Genomic DNA, 22,781 nt, shown 5'->3' with positions numbered 1-22,781 from the left:
CGATTTCGTACCGAAGCACCATTGGATTCGACAGATCGGATGCCGTTACCACCTACACCTATCCCCGCGGCATGAACCACACCTCAGACAATTGGAGAGTTTCGAAACCACGCTGTGCATGATGGCGATAGCCTGGTCCAGCGGCGAACTGCTACTATTATTCGTCTGGCCCTCTGCGCGAATGCCCTGAGTTTGTGCCTTATGGAGGATCCCTTTGTTGGCGTGCACAGTTTGCGGGAATGATGAGTTTCGGGACAGCAAAGTTCTTTGGCCTCGGCTGATCGCCGAGTGGAATTTATCGTCCGCCGAGGTTTCCTATATCGACCGGCAGCAAGGCACGCAATGCACGCATTGCGGCTCAAATCTAAGGGGGATTGCTTTAGCCAACGCAATTCGCGAAGCCGTCTCCACCCCCAACACTTTGGCCGATTTTGTCAATACTAGTGAAGCGCGCCGTCTCCGCATTCTCGATATCAACGGCTCGTCATTGTCTCATACGCTTTCGGTTCTCCCACTGTATCTCCGTGCCGACTATCCCTCGGTCGACATGCAGTCCATGCCCTATGAGGACGATCAGTTTGATCTCGTCGTTCATTCCGATACGCTGGAACACGTGCCATTTCCGATTGAAGCTCTGAGGGAATGCGGGCGCGTTCTCTCAGATGATGGATGCTTATGTTATACTGTCCCAACGATTGTCGGTCGTTTGACCCGCGACAGAGAGGGGCTCCCGCCAAGTTACCATGGGGATTCGAACCAAGGCGGGTATGACTTCATGGTGCACACCGAGTTTGGGGCCGACGCTTGGACATTTCCAATTCGAGCCGGCTTCGCGTCGGTCAACATAAATACGGTTTCATACCCAGACGCCACGGCAATAACTGCTCGCAAAAAACTATTTACTGCGTAGTATTACTTCTAAGTTCGTATAGTCGCTTTCTTCATGCGACATATCGTTCGTACAGCAAGCTTATTGATCGAGCTTGCGGACCACATAAAGGTCTTGGTGCCCCCACCAAAACGCCTGCTGGAAGCGGATCAACTCGACCCCTTCGACGTCGGACACTGCTTTTTGAACATAACCAAGGGAAACGGCGCTTGTTCCATAGTCGCGAGCGTCCAGATCGCGCTGATCGCTTTTCGAGTTCCAATAGAATCCGGTGCCATCAAATTGCGCTGGCAAACCCCCGGCTCTCATATTTCGGAGAGTGACGGCTCCGTGCGTTGTGAAAATCAAGATACCCCCCGGCTTCACCGCCGTGAGAACGCGAGAAAGCCACGGCGCGAAGGTGGCATCTGGCATGTGCGAAAAAAACGATAGGGCGAAGACAACATCAAACTCGTCGTCGATGCTCCAGTCCTCCGGTTTTGTCGACGAGAGGTGTGCCCTGACGCCGATCTTGTTTGATAGGAATTCGACGGCATTTGGGTGAACGTCGCTGGAAACCCATGCTGCGTCCGGCAGAACGTGCATCGCATAACGTGCGACGCGGCCATAACCCGACGCGAACTCAAGGACGCTGGCTGGGCCAGATGAAAGGTGCTCGCGGCACAGGTTGGCGAAGCGTTTGGCGCAATCTTCTCCCCCTGTGAAATAGGCTTCGATCGCTTTTCGGTGATCTGTCGGAAACACGGCCCGGACGAAGAAATCGAGCAGCATGTCATCCTTGCTGATCTCATAGGCGACCTTTTTCGCTTCGGCGATCGACCGGGCGAGTGGTTCATGCTCTGCCAGTATGCCGGCAATATCGATATCTGACATCGATTCTCTCTGAGTCGTCCGCCGCCAACTCACAAGCCGCCTGCCACCAACTTACAATCTGGAGACAATTAAACAATCTGCAGCCTGCCCTTTAGGTCGCGTTTGTGCCGCATGCCTGGCGTGGAGGAGCTCCGACACGAATTTGCGTGGCGGCGAGTTCGGGGCATCCGAGCGCTGCGGAAATCGCTTGTCAGTCAAAACGGAGCGCGAGAACGGACAGGCAGCATCGACCGTTGCTCAAACGGGCCGACTAGGCGTAGGAAGAGTGAACAAGTCCTCCATAGAGCTGGCACTCATGCCCAGGGCAATCCTTCATATCGGCCTCGCCAAGACTGGAACCACGTTCCTGCAGAACTGGCTCCGATACAACAGTGTTGTCCTGCAACCGGCCGGCTTCTACGTCGCTCCTGACATGGCCTCGCATCAAGTCGCCGCAAGCCTGGTCCAGGACGTGTCGCGGCGCGCCTTGGACGACATCAGGGGTCTCGCCAACCTTCCTGACGAGAAGGAGACGCTGTTCTCGTCCGACCCCGATCTGGTGTCGATCATATCGTCAGAATACTTTCATATCTGCGAGCCGCTGCATGTGGCGGAATATTTCAGGCAGGAGAATGTGGACGTCGTCATGATCGTCTGTGTCCTGAGGCGGCAGGACATCCTGTCAGCTAGCGGCTACGCGCAGGACATCAAGTCGCTCGGGCGCAGCGATATTGTAGACGGCGCCGAATATCATCCCCATCTCGACTGGAATTGCCTCTACGAGAGCTGGACCGGCGCATTTCCCGATGCCGCCATGCGGATGATCAACTATAGCCCGCGTTCGCTGCTGAGCGCGTTCAAGGCGCGGCTGGGTATTGGCATCGAAACGATCGATCAGGTGCAGGAAATTCATGCCAACCGGAGCCTTAACGCCGAAATGACCGAGGTTGCGCGAATGCTCAACGAGCGGGGTCTGCCACCGATGTCAGAAGCGCTTTTGGCTCTTCAACGACACCTGCCAGGGCCGCCGTTCGGGTTGCCGGCGTATGTCGTAAAGCAGTTTGAAGACGCCTATCTCGTTTGCAATCGCAGGCTGGCCGACCGGCTGCGGGATCCTGAATTTGAGGAAATGTCACGGCCCGGATGGCATACGGACGGCGTGTGCATGGCCGGACAGATCGACGACGCCAGATTCGCCGAAATCATCAAACTGGCAGAACGGGAAGGCGCCGGCTTTGGGCATCTCGAGACATCGACCTGAAATTCGGTCGAGCTTCTTTGCCTTCCATTGAAACTCGGATTTCTCACAGACAATTGGTGTCAGGCGCTCGCATGCGCATATCGGCGTTCCACGAGAGCTGGGGGGCCAATTGTGCCAGGTTTGAGTCGGCCTCGGACGTCGTCACGCAGGGTGCAAATCACTTATGCGGCGACAGCGACAACAGCGTCGACAAAAGCCTGCGGTGCTTCCTGGGGCAGGTTGTGGCCGATGCCTCCCTTGATTAATCGGTGCTCGTATTTGCCCGAAAACATCTTGGCGTACGCGCTTGGGTCCGGATGAGGCGCCCCATTGGCGTCACCCTCGAGCGTAATCGTGGGGACACCGATCACGGGAGCCGCGGCGAGGCGCTTCTCCAGGTCATCGTATTGTGCTTCGCCCTCTGCCAGCCCAAGCCGCCAACGGTAACTGTGGATCGTGATCGCGACATGATCGGGATTGTCGAAAGCTGTTGCCGACCGCGCGAAAGTGGCGTCGTCGAACTTCCATTGCGGCGAGGCAAGTTCCCAGATCAGGCGCACGAAGTCGAGCGTGTATTTGGCGTAGCCGGCCGCGCCTCGCTCGGTCGCGAAATAGTACTGGTACCACCACTGCAACTCGGCCTTCGGGGGCAGTGGCACCTTGCCGGCTTGCTGGCTGCCGATCAGATAGCCGCTCACAGACACCTGCGCCTTGCAGCGCTCCGGCCAGAGTGCGGCGATAATGTTGGCGGTCCGCGCGCCCCAGTCAAAAGCGCCGAAGACGGCCCTGTCGATTTTCAGCGCGTCCATCAGCGCGATGATGTCGACGGCGAGCGCCGCCGGCTGGCCTTTGCGCGGCGTTTCGGCGGACAGAAAGCGGGTAGGACCGTAGCCGCGCAGATAGGGAACGATCACCCGATAGCCGGCCTTGGCCAGGATCGGAGCCACGTCGACATAGCTGTGAATGTCGTAGGGCCAGCCATGCAGCAAGATCACAACAGGGCCATTTTCAGGGCCATCTTGAGCGTATCCAACATTCAGCACGCCGGCGTCGATCTGCTTTAGCGCTGCGAAGGAAGTATGTGCTCCAGGCTTGACTGTGGAACCCGACTCCGTCTGCTGTGCCGCTGCCGCCGATCCGAGCGTGCCGAGCTGAGCGGCGACGAAGCCTGTCGTGGCGACTGCAAAGAAATCACGACGGCTTGGTGTGACCTGATTCATTTGTTGGTTCCTTCTCTTCGATGGTTCCGGAACGGACTGCGGGGCCCCCATCGGCACTCGGGAATTGTAGGCCCCCAGGATGCGGTTGTCTTCCTCGATGACCTTCGCGACTGCCTTCGCCAACGCTGTCAACCATCGGTCGAGATGCTAACGGACTTCCATGCTTCGACCTCATGCTTAAGACGCTCGACCCTCTCCGACACAAATCCAAGGGCATCGCTGCCGAGCAGGAGCGGTGGTGGAGGGTTTTCGGACTCGACCAAGCCCTATCGAGCGTGAATACGACCCCATAGAGGCATGGATGTGCCTCACCGATTCCCCTGTTTCGATCCAAAAAGCCAGCGTCCCTCAAGCGATCAATCACCCTCTGGACGGCCTGCGCGCTTGCGCTTTGCGCATAGTTGACGACTCGCGTTCCATCGAGACTTTTGTGGATGCTTGCCGAAACCCATCCCGATGTTTCTCGTGCGAATCTGGCTGACTCGCTAAGTGGCTCGATGAGCGGCTGGGTCACGTGTGGATTTCGCGTTTGGCATGCTTGGCCAGTAGCTCGTGAACCATATCCAGTCGGCGGCAGTGTACCGTCCTTCGCTGGGTGCCTGGACCGATGCCTATCCAACCCCGCCTGGTGCCTGGGTTGACACGTTGACTGCCGCCACGGCCCGGTTCACGCTCAGAATCAAACCCTTGGCCGTAGGGCAGACAATTGCTAGCGCACCATGATCGAGGACTACGCAAAAATGAGGCGGGAGATATTGTGAGGCAGTCCGCAGAAAGCGGCCAACGCCATTCTATTGCGGCGGAACTGATTGCGGTGCTGGTCGCGGTGACGATTGGCCAGCCGCGCGTCATGACCATCGAGCGAGGTCAATCCCTGCCTTCCGGCCCATTCGAACTTGGACATCGTTCGCTGCAGTCGGGTCTGAGGGATTGGGTCGAACACCAGACACGCCACCCCTTGGGCTATATCGAGCAGCTCTACACTTTCGCCGATCGCGACAGGACAGCAAACGGGAGCGCGCAACGCGTGGTTTCCATCAGCTACCTGGCGCTGACCCGGGAGGAGCAGGCGGCACCCGCCGACAAAGCCGCCTGGCGCAACTGGTACGACTATTTCCCCTGGGAAGATCACCGTGCAGGTGTTCCCTCTGCATTGCCGGACGTGATCGTTCCGCACCTGAAGGCCTGGGCGGATGGCGCCGACGATCGCCCTACGCACGATGACCGCTGGCAGCGAGCGGCGATCGCCTTCGGTCTTGATGGTAATGGCTGGAATGAGGAACTGGTGCTGCAACGCTACGAGTTGCTCTACGAAGCGGCCCTTGTCGGGGAAGCGCATCGCCGCCAAGGCGAAAACGGCACTCTATCGGCCTTCGGCCTTGCAATGGCGGCCGATCACCGCCGTATCCTGGCCACCGGCATCGCCAGGTTGCGCGCCAAGATCAAATATCGTCCCGTCGTCTTCGAACTCATGCCGTCGGTCTTCACGCTCCTGCAACTCCAGCGCAGCGTCGAGGCGCTCGCCGGTCGGCTCGTCCACAAGCAGAATTTCAGGCGGCTGGTAGAGCAGCAGGAACTTGTCGAAGAGACCGGATCATCAACAACCGACACTGGCGGCCGACCGGCCAAATTGTTTCGCTTCCGGCACGGCGTTCTGGCCGAGCGGGCGGTCGCAGGGACGAAATTGCCACTTTCGCGTGCTTGACATTGCTTATGCTCCATATAAGCATATACCCTATATATACTCAAAACGAGCATATGTGAGGGATAGGAATGACGCTGAGCTCCGCACTCTACGACCGGGTACGGCGAGTCATTCCGCCCATCGAATGGCCGGCATTTGCGGATGATATCGACGCCATTCTCGATCTGAAGCGGCAGCGAAATGCGGTCGTCCTGGCGCACAACTACCAGACGCCGGAGATCTTCCACTGTGTGGCCGACATCGTCGGCGACAGCCTGGCGCTTGCGCGCAAGGCGATGACGGCCGAAGCCGATGTCATCGTGCTGGCAGGCGTGCATTTCATGGCCGAGACGGCGAAGCTGCTCAATCCGCAAAAGACCGTGCTCATTCCCGACCTGCGGGCGGGCTGTTCTCTGGCCGACTCGATTACCGCCGAGGATGTCCGCCTGCTTCGGCAGCGCTATCCCGGTGTGCCGGTCGTCACCTATGTCAACACCTCGGTCGAGGTGAAAGCCGAGTCCGATATCTGCTGTACCTCCGGCAATGCGAAGGCCGTCGTGGAGTCGCTGGGCGTTGCCCGGGTGATCATGCTGCCGGACGAGTATCTGGCCCAGAACATCGCCACCCAGACCGACGTGCAGATCATCGCCTGGAAAGGGCATTGCGAGGTGCATGAGCGCTTCACGCCAGCCGATATCCGGCAGCTGCGCGAGGACCATCCCGGTGTGACGGTACTTGCCCATCCCGAATGTCCGCCCGACGTGGTGGCAGAGGCAGATTTCTCCGGCTCGACCGCTGCCATGTCCGACTATGTCGGGCTGCAAAAACCGCCCCGCGTCGTGCTGATGACGGAATGTTCGATGAGCGACAATGTCGCGGTCGACCATCCCGAGGTCGAGTTCATCCGGCCCTGCAATCTTTGCCCGCACATGAAGCGGATAACGCTCGCCAACATCCGTACGGCGCTCGAGCAGAACCGCCATGTGGTAACCATCGCCCCCGAGATCGCCACGCGCGCGCGTCTGGCCGTCGAGCGGATGCTGGCGGTATGAGCATGGACGTCCGCAATCTCGCCGGCCAGCCGGTCATCATCGGCGGCGGCATAGCCGGATTGATTACCGCGTTGCACATGGCGCCGGAGCCGGTGCTTCTGCTGTCGAGATCGCCGCTTGGCGCGGATGTGTCGAGTGCGTGGGCCCAGGGCGGGTTGGCCGCGAGCCTGGGCGACGATGATGAACCGGCGCTTCATCTTTCCGACACGCTCGCCGCAGGCGACGGCCTTTGCGATTCGGAAGCAGCAAGGCGCATCGTGTACGCGGCGCCGGCCGCGATCGAGGATCTGTCGCGCCTTGGAGTTCGCTTCGATCGGACACCCGAAGGCGCGCTACGTCTCGGGCTGGAGGCCGCGCATGGCCGTCGGCGCATCGTTCATGCCGGGGGTGACGGCAGCGGTCGCGAGATTATGCGCGCCCTTGTCGCCGCCGTGCGGTCCACGCCGTCGATTGTGGTCGTCGAGGGCATCGAAGCGCGCCGGCTGATCGTGGAGGACGGCAGGGTCACCGGAGTGCTGGCGGGTTGTTCTACGGGTCCGGTGTTCGTCGCCACAGGACGGGTCGTTCTCGCCACAGGCGGGATCGGCGGCCTGTTCCACGACACGACAAACCCGCTCGGCAGTTGCGGACAAGGCCTGGCACTCGCCGCACGCGCCGGTGCAATTTTTGCCGACCTCGAATTCATCCAGTTCCACCCGACCGCGCTTGACGGGCCCTGCCGTCCGATGCCGCTGATCAGCGAGGCGGTTCGCGGCGAAGGCGCGACAATCGTTGACGAGACAGGCCGACGTTTCCTCGATGGCGTGCCCGGGGCGGAACTCGCACCGCGCGACATCGTCGCGCGAGCCGTCTGGCGGCATCTTGCCGACGGCCATCGCGTCTTCCTCGATGCGCGCGAAAAGCCGGGCGCGACATTCGCGCGGCATTTTCCAACCATCGCTTCGGCCTGCGGCAAGGCCGGTATCGATGCGGCGCGGGATCTCATCCCTATCCGGCCGGCGCAGCACTATCACATGGGTGGTGTCGCCGTGGATCTGGCCGGGCGCACATCGGTTCCCGGACTTTGGGCTTGCGGAGAGGTTGCCTCGACCGGCCTGCACGGCGCCAACCGGCTTGCCAGCAACTCGCTGACCGAAGCCGTCGTTTGCGCGCGCTGGGCTGCCGAGAGTGTAGCCGCTTCGCCTGAGCACCGCGGAAAGCCAGCGATGGCCTCTGACCTGCCCGCGCCAGATCCAGGGCCTGTGCGCCCCCTCCTGTCACATGCCCTCGGCGTCACGCGGGACGGCAAGGGGTTGAAGCAGGCTGCCCGGACCCTGCTGGCGCTGTCGCAGCGACACGAAACGGCGTCGGATCCCGCCGCCGTCGGGCTGATGATCACAGTTGCCGCCTTGCTGCGCCGGGAAAGCCGCGGCGCTCATTTCCGGACGGACTTCCCCCACGATGCCGCCGTCGCCCGCCGCTCCCAGATTACGCTCGACGCGGCCATTGCCGCAGCGCGGGAATTCGAATCCTCCCCAATGCTGGAAAGCGTCGCGTGATGAACCTCTCTCCACTTCCCGCAATCATGCTCGAACCCCTTGTGCGTGCAGCTCTGCTCGAAGACCTCGGCAGGGCCGGCGACGTGACCACCGATGCCATCGTACCGAAGGACCTTCGGGCAACGACCGTCCTTTCGGCACGCCAGGCTGGAACTGTCGCCGGGCTCGATCTGGCGATGCTCGCCTTCCGGCTTATCGACCAGAATGTCGAAATGACCTTGCATCGTTCAGACGGCAGCGACGTCGCGCAAGGAGAGATCATTGCATCGGTCAGCGGTCCGGCCCGGGCCATTCTCACGGCGGAGCGCACGGCGCTCAATTTCCTGTGCCATTTGAGTGGCATCGCCACGGCGACGGCGTCGGTCGTCGCCGCGGTTCGCGGCCACGGCGCAAAGATCGTCTGCACGCGCAAGACGACCCCCGGCTTGCGGGCTATCGAAAAACATGCCGTGCGCGCCGGTGGCGGCTCCAATCACCGCTTCGGCCTCGACGACGCGATCCTGATCAAGGACAATCATATTGCCATGGCCGGTGGAATTCGTACGGCAATCGAGCGGGCGCGAAGCAGCGCCGGCCATCTCGTCAAGATCGAAGTCGAGGTCGATACGCTGGCCCAACTGGAAGAGGTGCTTGCTCTAGCCCCCGACGCCGTGCTGCTCGACAATATGTCGGTCGACGAGCTTCGCCAGGCGGTAGCCATGGTTGCCGGCCGGGCCACCACCGAGGCGTCGGGCAGGATCACCGCCGCGATTGCGCCAGCCGTTGCCGCAACCGGTATCGATTTGATTTCCATCGGCTGGTTGACTCACAGCGCGCCGATCCTCGATATCGGTCTCGACTATCGTGAGCCTTAACCGTCGGGGCTGACCATCCAGCCTACCCAGCTTCTTTCGACCGTGTCCGCCATTTCAAAGGCGCCTGTGTCGCACAACGCAAGGAACAGCATGGAAATGCATACAGCGATTTCGGAAAAGACCATGCCTGAGGCTCGATCCTTCGACGACGACCGGACGTGGACCCTTGAAGAGGCTCGGGCGCTGCATGATGCCCCTTTCAATGATCTGCTGTTTCAGGCGCAGACCGTTCACCGTCAGAATTTCGATCCGAACAAGGTCCAGCTCAGCCGGCTTCTCAGCATCAAGACAGGCGGATGCCCGGAGGATTGCGGCTATTGCAGTCAGTCGGCGCATCACGAAACCGGCCTGAAGGCGTCGAAGCTGATGGAGGTCAGGCGCGTCATCGCCGAGGCAACCAAGGCGCGCGACGCCGGCGCCACCCGCTATTGCATGGGTGCCGCGTGGCGAAACCCCAAGGCGCGCGACATGGATGCGGTGGTGGCTATGATCGAAGGGGTCAAGGCGCTCGGCATGGAAACCTGCATGACACTCGGCATGCTCGATCTCGAGCAGACAACTCGTCTGAAACAGGCTGGTCTCGACTACTATAACCACAACATCGATACGTCGGAGCGCTACTACAGCGAGATCATCAGCACGCGCAGCTTTGCCGACCGGCTCGATACGCTCGAACAGGTTCGCCAATCCGGCATCAAGGTCTGCTGCGGCGGCATTGTCGGCATGGGCGAAGAGCCGGTGGACCGGATCGACATGCTGGTGACGCTGGCCAATCTGCCGGAACATCCGCAAAGCGTTCCGATCAACATGCTGATCCCGATCGCCGGTACCCCGCTTGCCGACGCCAGGCCGATCGAGCCGATCGAATTCGTGCGCGTGATCGCACTGGCGCGCATAATGATGCCGAAATCGCATGTCCGGCTTTCAGCCGGCCGCACCGCAATGACCGACGAGATGCAGGCGCTGTGCTTCTTTGCCGGCGCCAACTCGATCTTCGTCGGCGACACGCTGCTGACGGCGGACAATCCCGGTGAGGACAAGGACAGCCTTCTATTCCGGCGTCTCGGCATCGAGCCGATGGACCTCGAGACGCAATGAGCGGGGTACCGCTTGCCCGCTTTGACGCGACCTTGCAGGGGCTGGCGCGCAAGGACCGGCTGCGGACGCTGTCGCCACGCGCCGGCCTCGACTTCTCGTCGAACGACTATCTCGGGCTTGCCGCTTCGAGAAGGCTAGGCGACGCGGTTGCGGCGGCGATCGCGCAGGGCACGCCGGTCGGCGCCACCGGGTCGCGGCTGCTGCGCGGCAACGCGCCGGAACACGAGGCTCTGGAGGCGGACGCGGCGGCGTTTTTCGGAGCTGAACGCGCGCTGTTCTTCGGTAGCGGCTACATCGCCAATTTCGCTCTTCTGACCGCGCTGCCGCAGAAGGGCGACCTTTTGGTCCTCGACGAACTCGCTCATGCCAGCATGAATGAGGGTGCCCGCGCTGGCCGCGCTGAGTTCAAGCTCGCCGCGCACAACGACGTCGATGCTGTCGAGGACGCGATCACGCGTTGGCGCGCCGAAGGCGGCACCGGGCGCGTCTGGATCGCGGTCGAAAGCCTTTACAGCATGGATGGCGACCGTGCGCCGATGGAGACCCTGGTCGCGCTTGCCGATCGGCACGAGGCATTCATCGTCGTCGACGAGGCGCATGCCACCGGCGTTTGGGGACCGGAGGGCCGCGGCCTTGCCGCCGGTTTCGAGGGCCGCGACAACATCATCGCACTCCACACTTGCGGCAAGGCGCTCGGAGCGTCGGGCGCGCTTGTCACCACTCCACGAACGCTGTGCGACTATCTCGTCAACCGGTGCCGGCCATTCATCTACGCCACCGCACCGTCGCCGCTGATGGCGGTCGCGGCGCGCGAAGCGCTCGCCATGCTGTCCGATGAGCCGATGCGCCGTCTCCAGTTGCAGGAGCGTGTTGCCTTCGCGGGTCGCCAATTGGCCGAGCGCTGCGGCGTGATACCGAGCGGCTCGCAGATCCAGCCCTTTGTCATCGGCGACGTCAGGCGCACCATGGCGGTGGCGACAGCACTGCAGGCGCGCGGTTTCGACATTCGCGGCATTCGTCCGCCGACGGTTCCCGAGGGCACGTCGCGGCTGCGCATCTCGCTGACGCTCAACGTTGACGAAGCCGACATTTCGGCCATGGTCGAGGCGCTCGTCGAGGTGTTGGCCTCGGCATGACCAAGCGCATCGTCATCACCGGAACGGATACCGGCATCGGTAAGACGGTGTTTTCGGCCGGGCTCGCCGGCCAGCTCGACGGCTTCTATTGGAAGCCGGTGCAATCGGGACTCGACGACGAGACTGACAGTGAGGTCGTTGCCCGGCTTTCCGGTTTGCCGGCCGGGCGCGTCCTGCCGGAAGTTTACCGTCTGAGAACGCCGCTGTCGCCGCATCGTTCAGCGGAAATCGACGGCGTTGCGATCGAGGCGGCAAAGCTCTCGCTTCCAGCCTTGCCGGGTCCGCTTGTCATCGAAGGCGCTGGCGGGCTGATGGTGCCACTCAACCGACAGACAAGGTTCATTGACATATTCGCGCAATGGCGGATGCCGGTTATCCTGTGCGCCCGTACCACGCTCGGCACGATCAACCACACCCTGCTGTCGATCGAGGCGCTCAGGGCCCGTTCCATCTCGCTCATCGGCATTGCCTTCATCGGTGATGAGGTGGCCGATACGCAAAGAACAATCGTGGAGTTCAGCGGCGTACGCCAGCTTGGCAGACTGCCGCACATCGATCTACTGACGAGTGAAACGCTGAGAGATGCAATGGTTGCCGGCTTCGACCTTGCTCTGATCGCCGGAGGCGAGTGATGTCGCAATCTCAAGTCTGGCATCCGTTCACACAGCACGCGCTCGAACCGGCGATCCCTGAAATCGTCCGGACGGACGGCGCCTACCTCCACAAGGCCGACGGCACGCGCATCCTGGATGCCATTTCCTCCTGGTGGGTCGTCACCCACGGCCACCGCCATCCCCATATCATGAAGGCCATCGAAACGACCGCGGCGAGCCTCGACCAGATCATCTTCGCCGGCTTCACCCACGAGCCGGCCGAACGCCTGGCCAGGGCGCTTGTCGGCCTCGCTCCGGCCGGCCTCGACTGGGTGTTCTACTCCGACAGCGGCTCGACCTCCGTCGAGGTCGCGCTGAAGATGGCGCTCGGCTATTTCCGCAACATCGGCGCACCGCGCACGCGCATCGTCGTCATGGAGCACAGCTATCATGGCGACACCATCGGCACGATGAGCGTCGGCGCCCGCGGTGTGTTCAACGCTGCCTACGAGCCGTTGCTGTTCGAGGTCGATACCATCCCCTTCCCGGCCGCCGGGCGAGAGCAGGAGACGCTTGATCGGTTCGAGGCCGTCAGCCGCGACCGGCACGCCGCCGCGCTGATCGTCGAGCCGCTGGTGCTTGGCGCCGGCGGTATGCTGATGTATCCGGCCTCGGTTCTGACCGAACTGAAGAAGATCGCCGAAGCTTCGGGCACGCTGCTGATCGCCGACGAGGTGATGACCGGCTGGGGCCGCACCGGAACCATGTTCGCCTGCGAGCAGGCATCCATCTCTCCGGACATCCTGTGCACCTCGAAGGGCTTGACCGGAGGCGCCATCCCGCTGGCGGCGACGCTTGCCACCGACGCCATCTTCCGGGCCCATTTTTCCGACGACCGCAAGAAGACCTTCTTCCACTCGAGTTCCTACACCGCCAATCCGATTGCCTGCGCGGCCGCACTCGCCAATGTCGAGATCTGGCGCGACGAGCCGGTAGCCGAGCGGGTCGCGGCCCTGAGTGCAAAGCAGGCCGCCGGGCTTCAACGCTTTCGCGATAACCCTCGCTTCACCGACAGCCGGGCGACCGGGACGATCACGGCTCTCGATCTGCGCACCGGCTCCGCCGGCTATCTGGCCGAGATCGGGCCAAAACTGCGGGCTTTCTTCCTCGAGCGCGGCCTGCTCGTGCGTCCGCTTGGCAATGTCCTCTATCTTCTGCCGCCCTATTGCATCACCAGCGAGGAACTGGACGGTCTCTATGACGCCATCGAGGAGGCCAGCGAACGCTTCGGTTCGGGGCCATGAGCCGATCGTCGCGCATTCTCGGGTTCGGCCATCATGCGCCGGCGCGCAAGGTCGAGAATCAGGAGATCGAAGATCGTCTCGGGCTCGAGCCAGGCTGGATCGAGCGGCGCACCGGAATTCATTCGCGCTTCTGGGCGACAGATGAAGACACGCTGTCCGGCCTTGCTGTGCGTGCAGGCGAAATGGCGCTGGCGAACGCCGCTATTGATCGCAGCGACATCGGTCTCCTGTTGCTTGCCACCTCGACGCCCGACCACCTTCTGCCGCCCAGCGCACCCCTCGTCGCGCACAAGCTGGGACTTGGACGAGCAGGTGCGATCGATCTGACCGGCGCCTGCGCCGGCTTCATCTATGCGCTGATGTTCGCGGACGGCTTCACCCGCCTGCATGGTAAATCAGCTTTGGTCATCGCCGCCAACATCCTCAGCCGTCGCATCAATCCGGCCGAGCGCGCAAGCTCGGTCCTTTTCGCCGATGCCGCCGGCGCCGTGGTGATTGGTCCGTGCGAGGATCCCGACCGGGGCATTCTCGGTGCCTCGGTGGATTCGGACGGCTCGCGCTACGGGCTGATCCAGATCCCGGCGGGCGGAAGCAACATCCCGTTCCAAAGTGGCCTGGATCTCGGGCAAACCCGAATGACGATGACCGACGGCCGCGAAGTGTTCGCCAGGGCCGTGGACATGATGACTGCATGTTCAAAGGACGCGCTCGCCGCAGCCCGAACGCAGCCGCAGGACATCGATCGGTTCGTGCCGCACCAGGCCAATGCCCGCATTTTCGATGCGGTCGGGAGGAGCCTCGGCATTGCAGATCACGCAATCGTCAAGACAATCGCCGACTACGGCAACTCTTCCGCTGCGACGATCCCGCTCTCACTGTCGCTCGCTCATCTGACCGAGCCGTTCCGGCCGGGCGAGAAAATTCTCCTTGCGGCAGCGGGTGCGGGTCTCAGCGGCGGTGCACTGGTCGTCGGGATTTAGCTGAGCCACCGACAGCGCGAACCGACTGATCTTGATTGGTGGATAGGACAAAGGCATTTGGGTCGTGGCGAGTGCGAAGCTGACAACACCTCGCGTTGGCCGGCAGCGAGCGCTCGACTGGCTGCCGTGTTATCCACTCTTCAGGTTTCGGTGTTCAGACGTCCCCGGGAATGGGGTGCCGCTCGGTTTTCCCAACCCGTTGCCGCAAGGTGCGAATCGGAAACAGGACACCTGCCATCGTCGCCAAAAAGATGATGCCTACCGCAACCAGGCTGGGCAGGTGCCAGAGGATGTTCCCCCAGTTCGGGATGACCAGCGACGCCGTATTGAAGGTCTCGCCGCTGAACTGACACACGACGAACGACGCGCGGTTCTGCACCATGTCTGCGTCGATCCGTGATATCAGCGCCTCGACGGTCGGTTTATCTGCCGACATCTCGCGCAGATGCGTCAGCGCTGCCTGCATCGCGGACAGATAGGCATGGCTGCATTCATTGAACGGGCTTGTTTCATCTCCAATGCTGCCGGGCATCAGTCCCCAAAGACAGGCGGCATACTGCAGATTGGCGAAATTCAGCAGCCTGCGAAACATTTGATCCGTACGATCTTGGTTGGCCGCCAGATCAAGAATTTCGCTCCGATAGTTGGCGATCACGGCCATTTGGCCGTGAGTTAAAGCTGGGATTTGAAGACCTGATCTGTCCAGGTCTAACTTCTGGCGATGCGCCTGCGCCGATTCCGCAATCATCGAGAGCAGCAAAAGACAGAAACACCATGCCGCGGCGCGCGTGGACACCCGGATGCTCCGCGGCATCCCGGAATGGCCTAGCGGACCGCCACGCTTGCCACCGGTCGACCGTCGCGACGCTCGACCAGCCTGCGCTTGGCGACCACTCCGAAAAGCACGCCGATCGCAGTCCAAAGAACCGTCTGGATACCGAGTGAAGCAAGGCGGAAATTCCACAGTACAGCGGCAGAAAACTGCTCCGGAACTTCATTGATCGGCGGCAGCGCATATTCGGCAAGAGATATCACGAGAAAATAGGCACCCCCCGCCGCTATCCAGGCATTCCAGATTCCGTATTGTGATGCCAAGCGTCTGGCGAGGCCTATCGAGGCCACTGCCGCCAAGATCGACACGGTCAGCAGTACAAAGAAGAGCTGGGTGCGCGCCTGGATCGTTTCGGGATCACCCACGGAAGGTGGGTTGGACGGATATTTGAACTGCGGCACCAGGATGATCGCGACGAATCCGACCAGCGCGATTAGTGCTGCCGTGCCGCGCGGTCCAAAGCCACTGACCCGTCCCTGGACATAGGAGAAGACCAGCGCGAAAAGCCCGCCTATGGACGCGCCATAGACGAGAATGCCTGTGAGCAGGCCGATACCGGCCTGGGTCGAACGACTGACGAGTTCGGGCTCTGGCGCCTCGCCTGCGGCCTGCGCCTGCTGTTCCTCGAAAGCGATCGCGTGATCGACCTGCGGCTCGCCGAACGCACGGGCGAAACCGAAAGCAAATAGGCCGGCTATGATGCCAACTAGCATGCCCCGCACCAAAAGACTCCCAACCATGTCATTGTTCCTTGGCTAGTGGCAGGGAAAGCCGAGCAGATGGCGGCCGTCGTGGACGAATTCGTGGACGTACATGCCACGGATCAGCGACGTCGCGCCCTCTTCGGCACCGATGAAATAGATCGCCAGCATCAGCATCAGCCCGCCAAAGATGGCCCAAGGCAGAAGCTCGCGAACCGGAATGGGTGCCGGCAGGGCAACGGGTTTAAGAGCGATTTCGGACATGGAAGTTCTCCTGAACGGTGTTTGTTGGAATGACTGGGCAACGAAATGTTCGTCCGCCCCCACTCTGCGGTTGCGGCGCTGCTGCCGGCTTGTGGTTCACGCCAGCCGGGTCGCTGGCGCGCGGCAACTGTGATCGTGGTCATGAGAATGATCGTGATGATGATGGTGGTGATGAGAATGACCATGATCATGTCCGTCAAGGCTGAGCGGTTCGCCAAAGCTGCGGTGTTCGTCAGCGTGACGCCATTGTTCCTTGCGCGCCATCAGCTCATCGAAGCTTGACAGCTTCTTGTCGGTCACCAGTTTCTCGAGCGCGGCAAGCCATTGATGATAGTAGATCCCGTTGTGGTTTTCCGGGTCGAGGCCATAGGTCTTGCCGAGTTCGATTTCGGCGCTGATGTAGTTCACCCATTCCCGCCACTGGAAATAGCCGTTGCGGTGAAGCGCGAGAACGATCCCGAACGCGGTGAGTTGCCAAGGCTCGGCAAAGAGCGGTCCGCCTTCATTGCGTGGAAGGCCGGGAAGCTGATCGAGACTGCTATTCTGGTCCATGGAAAAATCCTCTTCATGCCGGAGTGGATGAGAAGCTGGAAAGCGCGCTAGTCCGCGCTCTCGAGGTAATCGTCCCAGGCGTCGACATACATCCGGTCCTGCGGATGGCCGGCGTCGCCCCACAACTCGCGAGCCGTGAAGACCACCGTGTAGACGTGCTGTGGCTTGGGGCCATTCCGGTGGGCGCTGGTGTCCGGGAACACGAACACGCCGTGATCGAAAGTAACGGTTCCGGCCTTGCCCCTGATATAGGCAGGCAGCCGGTTGTGCGCGACCTGGTTCAAATTGACGACCGTTACCCGGTCGCCGGCCTTGAACTTCGGCGGGACGTTTGCATCGACGCGGGCCGGATCGCCTGTGGCCAGAACCGTCGGCACCATATCGGGGGTGAGCATGTTCATGCTGCTTTTCCTTTCATGAGTTGGGCATGGCGGGCATCGACTTCCTCGCGGGTAACGATGCCGGCATCGATGCAGTTCTGTTCGACGGTGCAGAGCCACTTCTCGTAGTAGCTCGACATCAGATAATGGCGCGGATCCATCTTCTCGATCGGATGCCGGAACTGGTCCACGTTGTAGATGCCGGCTGCGAAGCACGCGATCATCATCGATAGCATCCGCCCCTCCCATTCCTCGTGGAAATAGGGTTCGTTCTGTTCAACCAGCACCGGACCGAAGCCGTGCTTGCCGCCAACGTCATGAATTCCATTCATGGTCTGATCCTTTTGCCAGAGCCTAGTGCGAAGGTGATTGCGCTACGCCGGTTCCGATCATGGAATCGCGGGTAACGAGAGCGGCCAATTCCTGTTCGGTCAGGCTTTCAGTGCCTGCTGGACGCATCGGCAGCACCAGGTAGCGGAGCTCGGCCGTGCTGTCCCAGACCCGCACCTCGACATCATCGGCGATATCGAGCCCGAATTCCTTGAGGACGCTTCGCGGTTCGATCACCACCCGTGCCCGGTAGGGCGCCGACTTGAACCAGATGGGAGGCAAGCCGAGCGTCGGCCAGGGATAGCAGGAGCAGAGCGTACAGACGACGACGTTGTGCACCTTTGGCGTGTTCTCAAGGACAACCATGTTCTCGCCCTGCACGCCGATATAACCAAGGCTCTTGATGGCGGCGGTGCCGTCCTCCAGCAGCCAGTTCCTGTATTGCGGATCGGTCCATGCCTTGGCGACGACCTTCGCACCGTTCTTGGGTCCCATCTGCGTCTCGAAGGTTTCGACGATCAGATCGAGGGTCGCAGGATCTATCGCCTTCTTCTCGGCGAGCAGAGATTCCAGCGCTTTGACGCGCAGGCCGACCTCGGGGATCAGCACGTTAGCATGAGTGTGACTGTTGTTCTTCATGACTTACCTCACTGATATTGTTCGAAGATTTCCGTCTGGGATGGCAGCTTGCGGTCAGGCGACGGCCAGCGCCGGCTTGGTCAAGGCGGCGGCGAGCTTGGCCGATGCGAAACCGAACAGGGCGCCGCCGATCATCGATACCGGAACCACCACCAGCGAGTTCTCGAAAGACGCCGAGAGCAGTTTCGCCAAAGCGAGCCGGTCAGGCGTCTGCAGCAGGAACGCGAATGTGCAGGCATAGCCGAACGTCGTGCCCGGCACGGAAGCCAGGGCCGGAACCTGCGATGCCAGGATGTAGATCACAACCGTGATGAACACCACGATGGCAGGCCAGATTTGGGGCCCAACAAAGTTGCCGATAGGCAGGCCGAGGATCATGACAGCGCCTAGCCAGCCCATGAAACAGCCGAAGATATTCGAGACGATCGTGCTCTTGAGCGCGGCTTCGTCGCCGCCCGACTGGAAGAAGCAGGCCCAGGCGACAAAAGCCGCCCAGACCAGAATTGTGCCGATGGAAAGAAACGCCCAGGTGCAGATCGCGCCGAGGACGCCAACGCTCAGAGCCGTTGCTATGACAGGTTTCATTGCCGGGTTCCCCATTGTCTTTTTTCAGAACTAAAAAGGCCCGCCACCGTCACCGGTGAGCGGGCCTCATCGCCATAAGCTCGCATTTTCACGAGCTTTATCTATTCATGCTGCGCCTCTTTTGGGCGCTCGCTTTTTGTTCCTATTTAGCGTCGCTGAGGAATTTTTCTTTGTCAACCGTTATTCATGCGAATTTTGCAAAATCAACAAATCACCTGAGTTTTGTAAAACAAAACAGATACTTATGTGATGCCCGTAGCGCCGTGACAAACCGTCGGAAATAGAATTTGACATTTTTGCCGATCTGACGGACGATTTGATTGGATTTGCCGGCTAGCCGGTTTGAACAAAAATTGAGGGATCAGGACGATCCTTCGCGGCAACGAAGCCCTGACGCCTTCCAAGGCCTCAGGGCTTATTTTTTTGGGGCTGAGCTATTTTGGGCGAAAAAGCGAAAATCCCGGTCGGCGTGCTGTTTTCCACGACCGGGCCATACGCCACGGTCGGCGAGGCGATGCTCAATGGAACGCTGCTCGCCGTCGAGGAAGTCAACAGATCGCCGGACTTCGATTTCGAGCTGGCACCGCTTGTTCGAAATCCTGGAGGCGAAACGGCTGAGTACGCTTCGATCTGCCGGGATCTCATCATCAACTCCGATGTTGCGCACATCGTCGGCTGCTACACCTCTTCCAGCCGCAAGGCGATCGTGCCTGTCGTTGAGAAATACGATGCGCTACTTTGGTATCCCTCGCACTACGAAGGCTTCGAAAGCAGCGGCAATGTCGTCTATCTTGGTGCGTCGCCGAACCAGCACATAGTGCCCCTGGCGCAATATATGGCCTCAAGGTTCGGCGCTCGCGTCTATTGTTGCGGCTCGGACTATATTTGGCCTTGGGAAAGCAATCGCGTCATGCGCGAAATCGCCGAGAATTTTGGCGGCGAGGTGCTCGCTGAGCGCTATCTGGCTGTCGGATCGACCGAGGTTACCGGGCTCGTTGAGGAAATCCGTCTCCTACGGCCCGATTTCGTGTTCAACACGCTTATCGGCGAATCCAGCTACGCATTCTTGCGTGCTTTTCGTGATGCTGGACTAGGAACCCAAGGCGACGTTTCCATTCCCATCGCCAGTTGCACGCTCTCCGAACCGGAACTTCGCACGATCGGCGATCCCGCAGCGCTCGGCCACATTACCTCCAGTGTCTACTTCCAGTCGCTGGACAACCCACAAAATCATGCCTTTGTCGAAAATTACAGAACGCGTTTCGGCCAGCAGAAGGTGACCTCGGCAGATGCCGAAGCTTCGTACAATTCCGTTCACATGCTTGCACTCGCGCTTCGGTCTGCAGCCTCGACGAAAGCATCCGACATACTCGCCGTACTCGGCGACTGTGTTTACGATGCACCGCAAGGACGGATCCGCATCGACACGGAAAACAACCATTGTTACCTGACGCCGCGCATCGGCGTATCGAGCGCCGGCGCGGAATTCACTATCGTCGCGGCCGCGCAAAAGCCTATCAAGCCCGATCCGTTTCTGGCTTCGCTGAAAGGGGCGGCTTTCATGCTGGATTCTCGCGATCAGGATCAGCCGCCCGGTGACCGGCAGCAACTGAAGCTGAGGGTCGTGTCGTGACCAAGCAAGTGATCCCAAACTTCAGCAACAAAACGGCGCTGATCATCCACAGGGCGGATAGCAACGTGGACGCCCTGTTGAGCCAGCTCCGCAGGTTCAACATCGAAGCCATATGCCAATGGCCGCCGCGAGCCAAGGATTTTGGCCCTGTCGATATCGTGTTCTTCGACGTCGACAACGGGTTCGACGGCATGTTCCCGTGGTCGCAGGCGCCGATCCCGCTGATCGCCATCATCGGCTCGGAAACGCCGGGCCGGCTTGCGTGGGCCATTAGCCAGAATCCAAGCGCCTACCTCATTACGCCCATAGGTTCGAAAGGTGTGTTTCAGGCACTGGTCACGGCGTTCCACAACCATAATGACCGTACCGACCTTCAGCGCGAGGTCGCCGACCTGCGCGAACGGCTGCGATGCCGCCCGCTGGTGGTTCACACGATCCTGCGCATCATGAGTGTGTTGGGCATCGATGACGACGCGGCATTTCACCTAATTCGGGACGAGAGTATGCGCCGGCGCATCTCCGTCGAAGCATGCTGCCACGAACTCGAAGCACAAGCAGACAGCTTTCTGTCGACAATTCCCGAAATCAGCAGATCCGCCGCCCGCAAATAGGCGGCAGGGCTGAGCCTCGATATCGAAATTGAATACGCACAGCGCCGTGCGAACGCCAGCGAAATCGGCGCTCGCACGGCTTTGTCTTTTGGAGGAGAAAAAGATGAATACGCAGACCGCAAAGCCAGCCTTGCCATTCACGCATCCATGGGTCGAGGGATCGATCATGGCAACGCGCGGGGTCGGGCGCGGCGAGGCACGAAACACGCACCACCTGACCGAGGAAAAGCAGGGGAAATTTCACTATACGATGGGACCATATTCCGAGCCGGTCCTCAAAATTTCTCCCGGCGACAGGATCGTCGTCGAAACCCGTGACGCCTTCGAGGGTGCCATCCGGCACGAAACCGACAAGCCTTCGCAACTCTTGCGAATGCCGTTTCTCAATCCTCAGAACGGACCGATCATGGTCGAAGGGGCGGAAAAAGGCGACACCGTTGCGGTCTATATAGAGTCGATGGTGCCACGCGGCCAGAACCCACGCGGCACGTGCTGCATGATCGAGGAGTTCGGTGCCCTGACCGGTACGACGTACACGGCCATGCTCAACGAGCCGCTGCCCGAGGTGGTCCGCAAGATCAACCTCGACGAGGAGCATGTTTACTGGAGCGATCGGGTCACGCTCCCTTACAAGCCTCATATCGGGACGCTGAGCTGCTCACCAGAGATCGATTCCATCAACTCGCTGACGCCCGACAACCACGGCGGCAACATGGACCTGCCGGACATGGGGCCTGGCAGCGTGACGTACCTGCCCGTTCGCTCGCCCGGCGCTCGCGTGTTCATAGGTGATGCGCATGCCTGCCAAGGCGACGGCGAGGTTTGCGGCGTGGCGGTCGAGTATTCGGCGACCGTCACCATCCGTGTCGACTTGATCAAGGGCTGGACAATCGATTGGCCTCGGCTCGAGACCGCCGATCTCATTATGGCGATCGGCAGTGCCAGACCCCTTGAGGATGCAACACGCATCGCTTACCGCGAACTGATCCGCTGGATGGTCGCTGAGTTCGGCTTCGACAAGTGGGACGCCTACATGCTGCTGAGCCAATGCGGCATCGTGCGGCTGGGCAATTTTGTCGACCCGAAATATTCCGTCGCGGCGGCTGTAAGGAAAACGATTATTACCTGTTAGGTTGGTTGCTGCAGGCTTTGGCCGCGAAGACAGCTATCATCGAACCGAAACGCGGACGCGCGGTATGAGAGCGACACGCCTGACGCTGGTTTGCAGCGGCATCACGCAGAGAATGCGCAAAGCGGGGTTCCCGCTGTTTGACGAGACACTGGAAAAGCGCTCGGTTGAGCTCGCTCGCGCGCTTGGTCAGCAGCTTTCGAACACGAACCGCGTGTTGGTGGCTCCATCGCTACGCGCCCAGCAAACAGCCCATTTCATGGGGCTCCGCGCAACGGTCCACGACAGCTTGCGAGACCAGAACTACGGCGCCTGGGAGGGCAAGACGCCAGATGAGATTGAAGCCGCGCAGCCCGGTTCGCTTGCCGCATGGCGAGCCGATCCCGCCTATAGTCCCGGAGGCGGTGAAGCGCTGACGGAAGTGGCCACCCGAACTGCAGGGTTCCTCGATTCAATGCTGTCGGCAGGCGGACAACTGATAGCGGTTACTCACCCGGCGGTGGTGCGGACAGCCATGATCCACATATTGGGGGCACCGCTAACTTCATACTGGCGAATCGATACCCCGCCAATTTCCTTGATTGGTCTCTATTCGGACGGTACGCGCTGGGTCCTTCGCACGTGCGGTTGACGCCTCATTTGGGCCGGAACCCGATAATTTGGACTCATCGCTTCATATGTCGTG

The 22,781-nt window shown here is 60.8% G+C and carries 25 protein-coding genes and 1 pseudogene; 15 read left to right on the top strand and 11 right to left on the bottom strand.

Annotated features, from left to right (window positions below):
• Positions 1–217: 217 nt before the first annotated feature.
• Positions 218–910, top strand: a complete 693-nt coding sequence (locus AC1D08_RS25230) for a class I SAM-dependent methyltransferase (RefSeq protein WP_457155292.1) — start codon at positions 218–220, stop codon at positions 908–910.
• A gap of 60 nt (positions 911–970) precedes the next feature.
• Here AC1D08_RS25230 and AC1D08_RS25225 read toward each other — a convergent pair whose 3' ends face one another.
• Positions 971–1,762, bottom strand: coding sequence for a class I SAM-dependent methyltransferase (locus AC1D08_RS25225; RefSeq protein WP_477225634.1), 792 nt, complete (start codon positions 1,760–1,762; stop codon positions 971–973).
• A 142-nt stretch (positions 1,763–1,904) separates the two neighbouring features.
• On the opposite strand from AC1D08_RS25225, the gene AC1D08_RS25220 reads away from it, so the two are divergent.
• On the top strand, positions 1,905–3,002 hold the full coding sequence (locus AC1D08_RS25220; protein WP_477344985.1) for a hypothetical protein: 1,098 nt from the start codon (positions 1,905–1,907) through the stop codon (positions 3,000–3,002).
• A gap of 161 nt (positions 3,003–3,163) precedes the next feature.
• Here the strand turns inward: AC1D08_RS25220 and AC1D08_RS25215 are convergent, their stop codons facing one another.
• On the bottom strand, positions 3,164–4,201 hold the full coding sequence (locus AC1D08_RS25215) for an alpha/beta fold hydrolase (protein WP_457152414.1): 1,038 nt from the start codon (positions 4,199–4,201) through the stop codon (positions 3,164–3,166).
• A gap of 128 nt (positions 4,202–4,329) precedes the next feature.
• Positions 4,330–4,464, bottom strand: a pseudogene (locus AC1D08_RS25210) (short-chain dehydrogenase/reductase); the annotation flags it as partial.
• Between the two features lie 494 nt (positions 4,465–4,958).
• Here AC1D08_RS25210 and AC1D08_RS25205 point away from each other — a divergent pair.
• The 9 genes from AC1D08_RS25205 to AC1D08_RS25165 all read left to right on the top strand — a co-directional run bounded on the left by AC1D08_RS25205 (position 4,959) and on the right by AC1D08_RS25165 (position 14,440).
• Positions 4,959–5,906: an NUDIX hydrolase gene (locus tag AC1D08_RS25205; protein WP_457152406.1), complete on the top strand. Its 948-nt coding sequence runs from the start codon at positions 4,959–4,961 to the stop codon at positions 5,904–5,906.
• 68 nt (positions 5,907–5,974) lie between these two features.
• Positions 5,975–6,937 carry a quinolinate synthase NadA gene (nadA, locus tag AC1D08_RS25200; RefSeq protein WP_457152407.1) on the top strand — a complete coding sequence of 321 codons (963 nt, stop codon included), beginning with the start codon at positions 5,975–5,977 and terminating at the stop codon, positions 6,935–6,937.
• The gene (locus AC1D08_RS25195; RefSeq protein WP_457152408.1) at positions 6,934–8,475 is read left to right on the top strand and encodes an L-aspartate oxidase; all 1,542 of its coding nucleotides are present in this window, start codon (positions 6,934–6,936) and stop codon (positions 8,473–8,475) included. Before nadA ends, AC1D08_RS25195 begins: the two co-directional genes overlap by 4 nt.
• Entirely contained in the window at positions 8,475–9,329 is an 855-nt protein-coding gene (gene nadC / locus AC1D08_RS25190; RefSeq protein ID WP_457152415.1) for a carboxylating nicotinate-nucleotide diphosphorylase, read from the top strand. Before AC1D08_RS25195 ends, nadC begins: the two co-directional genes overlap by 1 nt.
• A 123-nt stretch (positions 9,330–9,452) precedes the next feature.
• Positions 9,453–10,427: a biotin synthase BioB gene (bioB, locus tag AC1D08_RS25185; RefSeq protein ID WP_457152409.1), complete on the top strand. Its 975-nt coding sequence runs from the start codon at positions 9,453–9,455 to the stop codon at positions 10,425–10,427.
• Entirely contained in the window at positions 10,424–11,563 is a 1,140-nt protein-coding gene (locus AC1D08_RS25180; protein ID WP_457152410.1) for an 8-amino-7-oxononanoate synthase, read from the top strand. Before bioB ends, AC1D08_RS25180 begins: the two co-directional genes overlap by 4 nt.
• Positions 11,560–12,195 (top strand): dethiobiotin synthase, encoded by a 636-nt coding sequence (bioD, locus tag AC1D08_RS25175; protein WP_477424309.1) that lies wholly within the window; start codon positions 11,560–11,562, stop codon positions 12,193–12,195. Before AC1D08_RS25180 ends, bioD begins: the two co-directional genes overlap by 4 nt.
• Positions 12,195–13,460: an adenosylmethionine--8-amino-7-oxononanoate transaminase gene (locus tag AC1D08_RS25170; RefSeq protein WP_477424307.1), complete on the top strand. Its 1,266-nt coding sequence runs from the start codon at positions 12,195–12,197 to the stop codon at positions 13,458–13,460. The genes bioD and AC1D08_RS25170 overlap by 1 nt, the downstream gene beginning before the upstream one ends.
• Entirely contained in the window at positions 13,457–14,440 is a 984-nt protein-coding gene (locus AC1D08_RS25165; RefSeq protein WP_457152413.1) for a beta-ketoacyl-ACP synthase III, read from the top strand. Before AC1D08_RS25170 ends, AC1D08_RS25165 begins: the two co-directional genes overlap by 4 nt.
• Before the next feature lie 154 nt (positions 14,441–14,594).
• On the opposite strand, the gene AC1D08_RS25160 is transcribed toward AC1D08_RS25165, so the two are convergent.
• From AC1D08_RS25160 to AC1D08_RS25125, 8 genes are all read right to left on the bottom strand, one after another.
• A complete protein-coding gene (locus AC1D08_RS25160) occupies positions 14,595–15,236 on the bottom strand; it encodes a hypothetical protein (RefSeq protein ID WP_477424305.1) in 642 nt (213 codons plus the stop codon).
• 29 nt (positions 15,237–15,265) lie between these two features.
• The gene (locus AC1D08_RS25155) at positions 15,266–16,012 is read right to left on the bottom strand and encodes a CbtA family protein (protein ID WP_457154030.1); all 747 of its coding nucleotides are present in this window, start codon (positions 16,010–16,012) and stop codon (positions 15,266–15,268) included.
• A 15-nt stretch (positions 16,013–16,027) separates the two neighbouring features.
• Complete coding sequence (locus tag AC1D08_RS25150; RefSeq protein WP_457154031.1) at positions 16,028–16,237, bottom strand: CbtB domain-containing protein; 210 nt, start codon at positions 16,235–16,237, stop codon at positions 16,028–16,030.
• Between the two features lie 96 nt (positions 16,238–16,333).
• The gene (locus AC1D08_RS25145) at positions 16,334–16,789 is read right to left on the bottom strand and encodes a nitrile hydratase accessory protein (protein ID WP_457154032.1); all 456 of its coding nucleotides are present in this window, start codon (positions 16,787–16,789) and stop codon (positions 16,334–16,336) included.
• A gap of 47 nt (positions 16,790–16,836) precedes the next feature.
• A complete protein-coding gene (locus AC1D08_RS25140) occupies positions 16,837–17,190 on the bottom strand; it encodes an SH3-like domain-containing protein (protein WP_477398516.1) in 354 nt (117 codons plus the stop codon).
• Positions 17,187–17,501 carry an SH3-like domain-containing protein gene (locus AC1D08_RS25135; protein WP_269904301.1) on the bottom strand — a complete coding sequence of 105 codons (315 nt, stop codon included), beginning with the start codon at positions 17,499–17,501 and terminating at the stop codon, positions 17,187–17,189. The genes AC1D08_RS25140 and AC1D08_RS25135 overlap by 4 nt, the downstream gene beginning before the upstream one ends.
• 22 nt (positions 17,502–17,523) lie before the next feature.
• Positions 17,524–18,138: a nitrile hydratase subunit alpha gene (gene nthA, locus AC1D08_RS25130; protein WP_457154034.1), complete on the bottom strand. Its 615-nt coding sequence runs from the start codon at positions 18,136–18,138 to the stop codon at positions 17,524–17,526.
• A gap of 54 nt (positions 18,139–18,192) precedes the next feature.
• Positions 18,193–18,723, bottom strand: a complete 531-nt coding sequence (locus tag AC1D08_RS25125) for a DUF1097 domain-containing protein (RefSeq protein ID WP_477417611.1) — start codon at positions 18,721–18,723, stop codon at positions 18,193–18,195.
• Between the two features lie 439 nt (positions 18,724–19,162).
• On the opposite strand from AC1D08_RS25125, the gene AC1D08_RS25120 reads away from it, so the two are divergent.
• The 4 genes from AC1D08_RS25120 to AC1D08_RS25105 all read left to right on the top strand — a co-directional run bounded on the left by AC1D08_RS25120 (position 19,163) and on the right by AC1D08_RS25105 (position 22,727).
• On the top strand, positions 19,163–20,356 hold the full coding sequence (locus AC1D08_RS25120; protein ID WP_477424303.1) for a transporter substrate-binding domain-containing protein: 1,194 nt from the start codon (positions 19,163–19,165) through the stop codon (positions 20,354–20,356).
• On the top strand, positions 20,353–20,967 hold the full coding sequence (locus AC1D08_RS25115; RefSeq protein ID WP_477303341.1) for an ANTAR domain-containing response regulator: 615 nt from the start codon (positions 20,353–20,355) through the stop codon (positions 20,965–20,967). The genes AC1D08_RS25120 and AC1D08_RS25115 overlap by 4 nt, the downstream gene beginning before the upstream one ends.
• 103 nt (positions 20,968–21,070) lie before the next feature.
• Positions 21,071–22,099, top strand: coding sequence for an acetamidase/formamidase family protein (locus AC1D08_RS25110; protein ID WP_477225615.1), 1,029 nt, complete (start codon positions 21,071–21,073; stop codon positions 22,097–22,099).
• A 64-nt stretch (positions 22,100–22,163) separates the two neighbouring features.
• A complete protein-coding gene (locus AC1D08_RS25105) occupies positions 22,164–22,727 on the top strand; it encodes a histidine phosphatase family protein (protein ID WP_457153308.1) in 564 nt (187 codons plus the stop codon).
• Positions 22,728–22,781 lie beyond the last annotated feature (54 nt).

This window comes from Mesorhizobium sp. P2_E6, from assembly GCF_056403835.1.
Note: the sequence above shows the minus strand (reverse complement) of the source record. Positions and strands in the feature narration are given on the sequence as shown.

Excerpts from the sequence above, each read along its gene's own strand:
- AC1D08_RS25225 (WP_477225634.1), bottom strand. The coding sequence starts at position 1,762 with ATGTCAGATATCGATATTGCCGGCATACTGGCAGAGCATGAACCACTC.
- AC1D08_RS25150 (WP_457154031.1), bottom strand. The coding sequence starts at position 16,237 with ATGTCCGAAATCGCTCTTAAACCCGTTGCCCTGCCGGCACCCATTCCG.
- AC1D08_RS25110 (WP_477225615.1), top strand. The coding sequence starts at position 21,071 with ATGAATACGCAGACCGCAAAGCCAGCCTTGCCATTCACGCATCCATGG.
- bioD (WP_477424309.1), top strand. The coding sequence starts at position 11,560 with ATGACCAAGCGCATCGTCATCACCGGAACGGATACCGGCATCGGTAAG.
- AC1D08_RS25145 (WP_457154032.1), bottom strand. The coding sequence starts at position 16,789 with ATGGACCAGAATAGCAGTCTCGATCAGCTTCCCGGCCTTCCACGCAAT.
- AC1D08_RS25180 (WP_457152410.1), top strand. The coding sequence starts at position 10,424 with ATGAGCGGGGTACCGCTTGCCCGCTTTGACGCGACCTTGCAGGGGCTG.
- nadA (WP_457152407.1), top strand. The coding sequence starts at position 5,975 with ATGACGCTGAGCTCCGCACTCTACGACCGGGTACGGCGAGTCATTCCG.
- bioB (WP_457152409.1), top strand. The coding sequence starts at position 9,453 with ATGCCTGAGGCTCGATCCTTCGACGACGACCGGACGTGGACCCTTGAA.
- nthA (WP_457154034.1), bottom strand. The coding sequence starts at position 18,138 with ATGAAGAACAACAGTCACACTCATGCTAACGTGCTGATCCCCGAGGTC.
- AC1D08_RS25165 (WP_457152413.1), top strand. The coding sequence starts at position 13,457 with ATGAGCCGATCGTCGCGCATTCTCGGGTTCGGCCATCATGCGCCGGCG.
- AC1D08_RS25215 (WP_457152414.1), bottom strand. The coding sequence starts at position 4,201 with ATGAATCAGGTCACACCAAGCCGTCGTGATTTCTTTGCAGTCGCCACG.
- AC1D08_RS25135 (WP_269904301.1), bottom strand. The coding sequence starts at position 17,501 with ATGAATGGAATTCATGACGTTGGCGGCAAGCACGGCTTCGGTCCGGTG.
- AC1D08_RS25195 (WP_457152408.1), top strand. The coding sequence starts at position 6,934 with ATGAGCATGGACGTCCGCAATCTCGCCGGCCAGCCGGTCATCATCGGC.
- AC1D08_RS25140 (WP_477398516.1), bottom strand. The coding sequence starts at position 17,190 with ATGAACATGCTCACCCCCGATATGGTGCCGACGGTTCTGGCCACAGGC.
- AC1D08_RS25155 (WP_457154030.1), bottom strand. The coding sequence starts at position 16,012 with ATGGTTGGGAGTCTTTTGGTGCGGGGCATGCTAGTTGGCATCATAGCC.
- AC1D08_RS25125 (WP_477417611.1), bottom strand. The coding sequence starts at position 18,723 with ATGAAACCTGTCATAGCAACGGCTCTGAGCGTTGGCGTCCTCGGCGCG.
- AC1D08_RS25170 (WP_477424307.1), top strand. The coding sequence starts at position 12,195 with ATGTCGCAATCTCAAGTCTGGCATCCGTTCACACAGCACGCGCTCGAA.
- AC1D08_RS25105 (WP_457153308.1), top strand. The coding sequence starts at position 22,164 with ATGAGAGCGACACGCCTGACGCTGGTTTGCAGCGGCATCACGCAGAGA.
- nadC (WP_457152415.1), top strand. The coding sequence starts at position 8,475 with ATGAACCTCTCTCCACTTCCCGCAATCATGCTCGAACCCCTTGTGCGT.